Origin of the sequence: Pseudoalteromonas sp. OFAV1, assembly GCF_021532595.1 — a bacterium.
Classification (GTDB): Bacteria; Pseudomonadota; Gammaproteobacteria; order Enterobacterales; family Alteromonadaceae; genus Pseudoalteromonas; species Pseudoalteromonas lipolytica_C.
This window is the reverse complement of sequence record NZ_JAKGBG010000085.1, coordinates 1-7,174: the sequence shown is the minus strand read 5'-3', so window position 1 is coordinate 7,174 and position 7,174 is coordinate 1. Positions and strand designations below refer to the sequence as shown.

Below are 7,174 nucleotides of genomic sequence, written 5' to 3'. Positions count from 1 at the left end.
CAATCGTAAGACTAGCCGAGCCAAAAGCTCGATTAGCAGTGTCCAACGAAGCGTCAAAAAAGAAAGGTTAGTAGCTTAGGCTACTATCTTGGAAGCTCGCGAGCTTTAGCTCCGAGTAGTTCACTATCAATTTCTTTGATTGTAGTTGAGTGCATAAGCTTATAAGAGGGAGAGTATTTTTAAGCAAAATATTTTCCTTTAGCCTTATTGGTTAATGATTGAAAATCAAAAGGTTTGCTACCATCAGTAAATAAAAGACCATTATCTGTTTGTTTGATAAATATCCTTTCAGAATGTTCAGTTCCACCAAATTCACGATAGAAAATTGTTTCATGTTTTTTTGAATTTGAAGCGATATTCAGAAATTCAATAAGTTCCTCAATGGAACTAAAAAAATTGTTTTGAAGGGGAGGAGTTTTTATCTTGAAATACATTGATAGACCTTACTTAATATAAAAAACAATATTGTCTGTATTGCCGGTTTCTCTACCGGTATGATCACCTTCAGGTAAAGCTGTAACGAGATTTGAAATATCATAGTTTACGTCTAGATATAACCAACCGTTGGGATGGTATTTTGACATAATGTAAGTGTAGTCCAAACCTATCGCATCACAGTCATTCATTTCGAAATGCATCAAAATAATGCTTTTATTGTCTTTGGGGTAGTTAGAGTTAACTAGCGAAGGTACATCATAAATATTTGAACAAACCGTTGGTCCCTCCGATGCTAAAAACTCTTTAGGGAAAAATAGGTATTTCCCTGTATTTTCATCAACAAACTTAATTCCCGTTGTCATGTTGTTAACCAGAGAAAGCCATTTCGAGTCTGAAATTAATGGTTCAGGTAAATTGTCACCATCAGTTGTAAAGCCTAGAAATGCTGTCCATTCATCAGTAACGTCATTGTCATTAGCGCCATTGCTAATGACAACGTTCTTGGTACTTGTAGGGAAACGCAATGTATTATCTGCATTAGCAGATGCGCTCGTTAGGTAGAGTGCTGTTAGTAGCGTTAAGCAATGTTTTATCATAAATAAATCTTATTAAAGTTTCTTAAGTAATAATGGTAATACAGTTTGTTTGCAAGGGGAAGATTCAATAATATCGGAATATGAATATTTTTGAATTACGCAATCAAGGAGAACGTCATTAAACTTTACTTTACCATTCACTAATGTTTTTAAGTCAAGCTTCATAGCTTCGTAGAGAGCCTGCAAGGATTCACTTTTGGTTTTTAATGCTGCACTAATATTTGCAAGAGAACACCTTCTCCTAACCTTTATATGACGATCAATTTCAGGGAAAGTGTCTCTTAGATATGTATACTGATATAAAATGTTATCTATTTTCCGGCCATTAAGATTGTAATCATTGCCTAAGTATTGCATTGTATTTTCTAAGCGTTTTAATAGCTTTTCAATTAATTCAAGTGGTGCATCGGTGGGTTTATCGTAGAATATTGATAACACGGTATTGAGATCAGAGAAGTTCCAATTTTCGTCATATGATGAATTTAGTATTACTTGGGGTTTATTTTCTTCGTCTAGTTTTTTTGCTAGCAATTCAAATGAGGCTGAGTGCTTCTTATTTCTAAATTTATAGTAACTTCTGATACCTTGGCAGTCAATATCAGTCAAGTCAGTCAATAGATCGAAAACTGGGAAAAGCATTGTGTTATCACAAAATACCGATTTTTCACTGAGAGATAAGTTCGCAATAATGTAATGTAAAATTCCATTAAAGGTATACTGTTTATCACGCCAACCGAGGTTTTTATCGAAAATAAATCGAGTTTTTGATTCATCAAAAGTCTCTTTCATTTTCGATAAAATTTTATACACATCATCTTCAGTTCTTTGATATGAAATGATTTTAAAGCAGCTCGTTAAAGCCGGGAGGTAGATGTTACCGCAGAGAAAATTGCAAACATCATCGGTATCCATCTGAGGTATAAAACTGAAAATGTCCTTGGCAAATTGCTTTTTTGAGTTTCGATGTCTATCTGCAAGGAAGAATTTATTCGCAAAGATGTGAACAATTTCTCCCTTGCGACAGTTTGTTAGGTAATTAATTAAGTATTCAAAGCCACCTTCGGAAAAGAATTCTTTACTGAAAAATGATTGTGAAAATTCCTTCATTCCATTTAAGGATTGAAAAAATGACACTTTGAATATAGATTCATAACTAGTTAAATACCATTCAAGGAAATATGCGTTTCTTATTGATATTGCAGAGGATATACGCTGAAAAAGAAAGATTTTTAAGGCGTCTTTATCAAGAGAGTAATCCTCATTTCGAATTCGAGCAAATATAAGCAGCTCTTGTAGTTCAAGAGCGCGAATACTAGCTTCGTCTTGTAACGAATAAATCATTTTAGAAAATTAATTCAGATATGCACTGCTATTTGATGCTGAGGTGAGTTGAGCAAGAGAAAATTTACTTTCTTGCGGAATTTCAACCTGTACGGCGCCAATATCATTACCAAAATCAACACAAATAGATGGCGAGTTATCTTGGTTTGCGTTATTCATTGATCTAACTGTATTTACTAGAGCCAAACTTAACGCTTGAATAACTTCATCATGAGAAGAGCATGTTTCTTCTAGTTTTGCTTGAATAGCCGAATATGCGTTACGAACTGTTTGTTTAGAACTCATTATAAATAACCTTATTATGTTTTGTTAATATCGTAACTATACATATTAAAGTGCAGTTGAGCAATAGCGGATCCTAAAAGAAATTATCGAGATACGATTCTACGTTACGTGCATCATCCCAAGAGTGAAGTCCAAGGATGTAAGGTCTTTTGGTTCTTTCAACCATATTGAATAAGCTAATTATGCCGCAACTGTGATTTTTTTTGTAGATGGTATCTTTTACAGAAAGAGCAGTATCTTGGGTAGTAAAGCAAACAAGTTGTTGTGGAGAACGGACATCTAAAAGGAAATTTTCTGGAAACTCATAATTTAAGGAGTTAGCTATGTCATCTACCATAATTTCTTCATCAACGAGTGTGATTTTATGAGTAAATACACCTTGATAGTTTTGTTCAGAGAGCAGAGATGCTAATTGGCAAGAGAATTCGTTTACGTTATCTGTGTATGATAGGTATTCAGGACTATTTAAACCTTGACTGTAACTACTTAAAAAACACGCTTCTTGCTTTAATAATGCTTTACAAAGCTTCGATGCTGCAAATGCAATATCAGTATTTGTTAAATAATTAGATAACATAAGTCCTCTTACAATTCGTGTTGTTTGTTTGTGTAGTAATTATACACAGGTGGTTTTTTATGGCAATAATTATTTATCTTTATTTTGCAAGATTGGTACTGTCACATAAATTCTCATTAAGAGTGATTTTATCTTTTAATTGTGATAATATAGAGTTCAAACATAAGGATAGTAAAAGTGAAAGTTACAAAAATCGCATTTTTAAAAGCAAAAAGAAATTCCGAAGATCAGAATAAACTATTGAACATGATGTCTCAGTTCATATCTGAAAGTAATCGTTCTGGGTTTAGCTTGAGGAATGACAAGCGAGAGTTTATTCGTTTAGCTATCGAAACATCTAATTTAGACATTGTTCGGAAAGGTATAGAATGCGGTTTCATGAATCCTGTCGAGGGGATAGATGTACGTAACTCAACGTTCAAAATGAATATGCTTTATTACGCAATAAATGAAGGTAAGAAGGAAGTTGTAGATTATCTTTTGAGCGATAAACACTTAGAATTGTGCCCTGTTGTATTAAGAAATCCGCCGCACCGTTATTTTAGATTATCTGATTCACACTTAGCGTACTTTTTTTCATACTTCATTGAAAATAAAAAGTCAGAAGAAATTTGTTATGCAATTGAACAAGATCCAGAGTCTATTGATAAGTATTTGCAAGTAGATGATCCGTTAATTCTGAGTGAGTTTATTGAAAACGATCAGCTATCAATGGGAGATTTATACCCAGTGTTAAATTCGAGAGCAATCCAGTTGGTTGATGATTTAGATGAAATTGACATGCTTATTACGCATACACTTGAAGAATTTATTGTTACTATGCGATGCCGGTTAAATGGTGAAAAATACAAGTTCAATCGTTTTGAAAAAGATGTATTTAAGGGAAATGTGGACAAGCTACTTTCTCAGCAAAATAGAAGCAATTTTTTCAATATTAAAAAAGAGAATATTTATACTACACTGTTATCTGAATTGTTAGAACTATGCGATGGTGATAGGTTTTTATTTAAACATGTAACAAGGGCTACGATTTTTTCTTTAATGAGAAACAAATCATTTAACTTGACCTCAAAAAGCGAGTTTTTATCTTTTTCAATAGGCGTATCTAAGGTAAACGTATCGGATCCGAAAGATGGTGAACTTGCTAACTATTTTTGTAAACGGATGTTGAGAGAGTTTTTAAAACAAACAGGGCTAACCAAAATCTCGTTATATAACCATGCATCAAATATTGATAAGTTCAGAGTGCTTTTAAACGTATTTGATGATAGCCCTATAGAAGTGATGAACATGAATAAAATTACTGAAAAGAAAAAGAAATTTTGTTTGGAATGTATTAGCCCTGCGATGAAATAGCAGGGCTTTCTGTGCATTTTAATTTTAGTGTTTGAAGCGTTTTATAATACTCTCTATAGGAGTTGGCTTTTCAAACAAGAAACCTTGAGCATGGTTACAGCCTAAGTTTTTAACTTTGATAAGTTGCTCCTTGGTTTCAACACCTTCGACAATAATCATTTTTCCATATGATTGGCTAAGTTGAATTAATGACTCAATCAAAGGATTAGGATCATCAGCATTGTCTATAGTCTCTACAAATGACTTATCAATTTTAATAATGTCTGAAGGGAATGTTTTTATTCGGTCCATACTTGAAAAGCCTGTACCAAAATCATCTAACGCTATTGTAACACCTATTTCTTTAAATTCAGTTAAGATGTCGCAAACCACTTCATCATTACCACATGTTTGCCACTCGATTATTTCAAAGCATATTTTACTAATAATTTCTTTAGGTAGAGCACTAAAGTACTTTATTAAAGACATTACTTCAGTACTCATAAGTAGAGAAGGTGTCACATTAATAAAGATCATGGGAATATCAATATTATTGCTAATGCAATCTCGAATTACTTTTACAGTTCTCATAATGACGTTGTAGTCAAAATTCACCATTGAACTAGTATTGTTTTCTATGATGTAAAAGAATTCTGCGGGGCTTAATACGCCTTTTTCCGGGTGATTCCATCGTGACAATATTTCAATGCCTGAAATACTGTTATCAGTAAGGTCAAATGAAGGAAGACCATAAAGTTCAAATTGACCGTGTTCAATGCCAAAATTAAAATCGTGCAAGAGAAGTGATTGCTTTACACGCGCATCTTCACGATAAATACTTGCTATAGCAAGATTACCTGAGTCTCTACTATCCTCAAGCGACTTTGATGTAAGTCGTATTAGCTTAGAAGCAGAAGCGCGATCACCTGTAATTGGCGAGTATGCAACACCAATATTAAAGTCTAGAGAAATAAGGTCTTCACCAATATTAAATGGTTGAGTTGCTTTGTTTATTATTTCATTGATAATGTCTTGGCTTACTAAACCTTCAAAAGCAATTATGAACGAGTCACCAAAGTACCGGGCAACAAAGTCATTGCTGGAAACAGCGTTTTTAAGAAACTCTGCAATTTTCATTATTGCAATATCTCCAGCTGCCCGAGAGTACGTGGCATTGATTGTACTAAATTGAATAATGTCCACTATACATAACGTAAACTGGCTTTCAGCTCGAAATGAAGAGTCATTATCCGTACTTTTATTTGAATAATACTTTTGCTCTACAAACTTAAGGAAATACTCTAAATTAGGGAGTCGAGATAGTGGATCAATTGTACGAGAATGATTAATTTCATCTTCATAGGATGCAGTAACATCATCATACTTACGTTGTTTTAGGCAAAGAGAAAGTATTGGCATTAATAGCTCAATTTTCTCGCTAATTGACTCACTGTATCCGTTTTGCCTATTAGCCAAAATGAGAACCCCTAATACTTGGCTTCGACTGAAAATAGGCATGCACATAAAGTTAAAGATAGACTTGTAATGTTGCGGAAATATAGCCTTTATGGCCTTTTGAGTAGTGTTATTTAGTTTATTAATATGTCTTGGGGTGCCATCAAGTATAACGCTGCTCAGAACGCTATCACTAAAGTCGAAAGGGAACTCGATTACTTTATCATGATGAAAAAATGCTCCCTTGTTTTGAAAGGCGAGTTCTTTGATTGTTGCATCACAATTAGAGTCAGATTCATTTACAAAGCCAATGAAACCTATATCAGATTGAGAGAGTTCTAATACATCTATAAGTAACCTATCTAACAAGGTGTCGTCATAACCGAAAGATTGAGAATGTTGGACCTTATTAATTGTTGTAATGATAGCCTCATTACTAATAGAGTTATTGTTACAGTCTTTTGATAATAAATCATTAGTAATAATGCTAGTAATTAAATCCCTATAGCTAGCTAAGGCATTTCTAAAATTTTGGTCAAATTCATTTGGCTCAGAAAATGTACAGCAGATAGCGAAGTTTTCGTTATTAAAACGAAATGGTTCTAAGGCGAATGCCTGAATTTTTTGATCAGTGTGTTCTTTTAAACCGTTGTGCTCGGTATTATTGATATATAGCGGAGTTTGTTGGATCAGCGATGCAAGACCAATGCAGTTAGAAGCATCTACTTCACTAGGATATCGTTCAGCATTGCTTTTAAAGCTAGGGAACAAGCGCAAAATTTTGTTGTTGGTATGTGTAACTATACTAACAGAGTCAGCATTTGTGGTAAGTAAGATCGTTCGAGTCAGTTTTTGTAATGAGTTGTCATTACACCCAGAGCTAACAACATCGATATCGATTTCTTTTTGACTTAAGTTCACGCAACAATTTCCAACACAGAAAAAATTTATCGCGGCATTGTACAAAAAATAAGAATAAAGTCACGGTTTTATGTATGCTAAATTGTAATCAATACATATGTGAACTACTCGTGCCTAAAGGCAACGAGCTTCCAAGGTAACAGCCTAAGCCGCTAACTTTTCTTTTTTGACGCTTCGTTGGACACTGCTAGTCGAGCTTTTGGCTCGGCTAGTCTTACGATTTCCT

The 7,174-nt window shown here is 33.9% G+C and carries 7 protein-coding genes; 1 reads left to right on the top strand and 6 read right to left on the bottom strand.

What is annotated here, in order from left to right; genetic code table 11:
• Positions 1-179: 179 nt before the first annotated feature.
• The 5 genes from L1267_RS23335 to L1267_RS23315 all read right to left on the bottom strand — a co-directional run bounded on the left by L1267_RS23335 (position 180) and on the right by L1267_RS23315 (position 3,237).
• Complete coding sequence (locus L1267_RS23335) at positions 180-434, bottom strand: hypothetical protein (protein WP_235384388.1); 255 nt, start codon at positions 432-434, stop codon at positions 180-182.
• 9 nt (positions 435-443) lie between these two features.
• On the bottom strand, positions 444-1,034 hold the full coding sequence (locus L1267_RS23330) for a hypothetical protein (RefSeq protein ID WP_235384386.1): 591 nt from the start codon (positions 1,032-1,034) through the stop codon (positions 444-446).
• Positions 1,035-1,046: 12 nt separating this feature from the next.
• Positions 1,047-2,375, bottom strand: a complete 1,329-nt coding sequence (locus tag L1267_RS23325; protein ID WP_235384385.1) for a hypothetical protein — start codon at positions 2,373-2,375, stop codon at positions 1,047-1,049.
• A 9-nt stretch (positions 2,376-2,384) separates the two neighbouring features.
• A complete protein-coding gene (locus L1267_RS23320; RefSeq protein ID WP_235384384.1) occupies positions 2,385-2,660 on the bottom strand; it encodes a hypothetical protein in 276 nt (91 codons plus the stop codon).
• Positions 2,661-2,733: 73 nt separating this feature from the next.
• Positions 2,734-3,237: a hypothetical protein gene (locus L1267_RS23315; RefSeq protein WP_235384383.1), complete on the bottom strand. Its 504-nt coding sequence runs from the start codon at positions 3,235-3,237 to the stop codon at positions 2,734-2,736.
• Positions 3,238-3,414: 177 nt separating this feature from the next.
• Between L1267_RS23315 and L1267_RS23310 the strand changes: the two genes are divergently transcribed.
• Positions 3,415-4,593, top strand: a complete 1,179-nt coding sequence (locus L1267_RS23310; protein ID WP_235384382.1) for a hypothetical protein — start codon at positions 3,415-3,417, stop codon at positions 4,591-4,593.
• A gap of 24 nt (positions 4,594-4,617) precedes the next feature.
• On the opposite strand, the gene L1267_RS23305 is transcribed toward L1267_RS23310, so the two are convergent.
• A complete protein-coding gene (locus tag L1267_RS23305; protein WP_235384381.1) occupies positions 4,618-6,948 on the bottom strand; it encodes a sensor domain-containing diguanylate cyclase in 2,331 nt (776 codons plus the stop codon).
• Positions 6,949-7,174: the final 226 nt, after the last annotated feature.

What these genes read in the sequence shown, in the direction of transcription:
- L1267_RS23335 (WP_235384388.1), bottom strand. Translation starts at nt 434, where the DNA reads ATGTATTTCAAGATAAAAACTCCTCCCCTTCAAAACAATTTTTTTAGT.
- L1267_RS23330 (WP_235384386.1), bottom strand. Translation starts at nt 1,034, where the DNA reads ATGATAAAACATTGCTTAACGCTACTAACAGCACTCTACCTAACGAGC.
- L1267_RS23325 (WP_235384385.1), bottom strand. Translation starts at nt 2,375, where the DNA reads ATGATTTATTCGTTACAAGACGAAGCTAGTATTCGCGCTCTTGAACTA.
- L1267_RS23320 (WP_235384384.1), bottom strand. Translation starts at nt 2,660, where the DNA reads ATGAGTTCTAAACAAACAGTTCGTAACGCATATTCGGCTATTCAAGCA.
- L1267_RS23315 (WP_235384383.1), bottom strand. Translation starts at nt 3,237, where the DNA reads ATGTTATCTAATTATTTAACAAATACTGATATTGCATTTGCAGCATCG.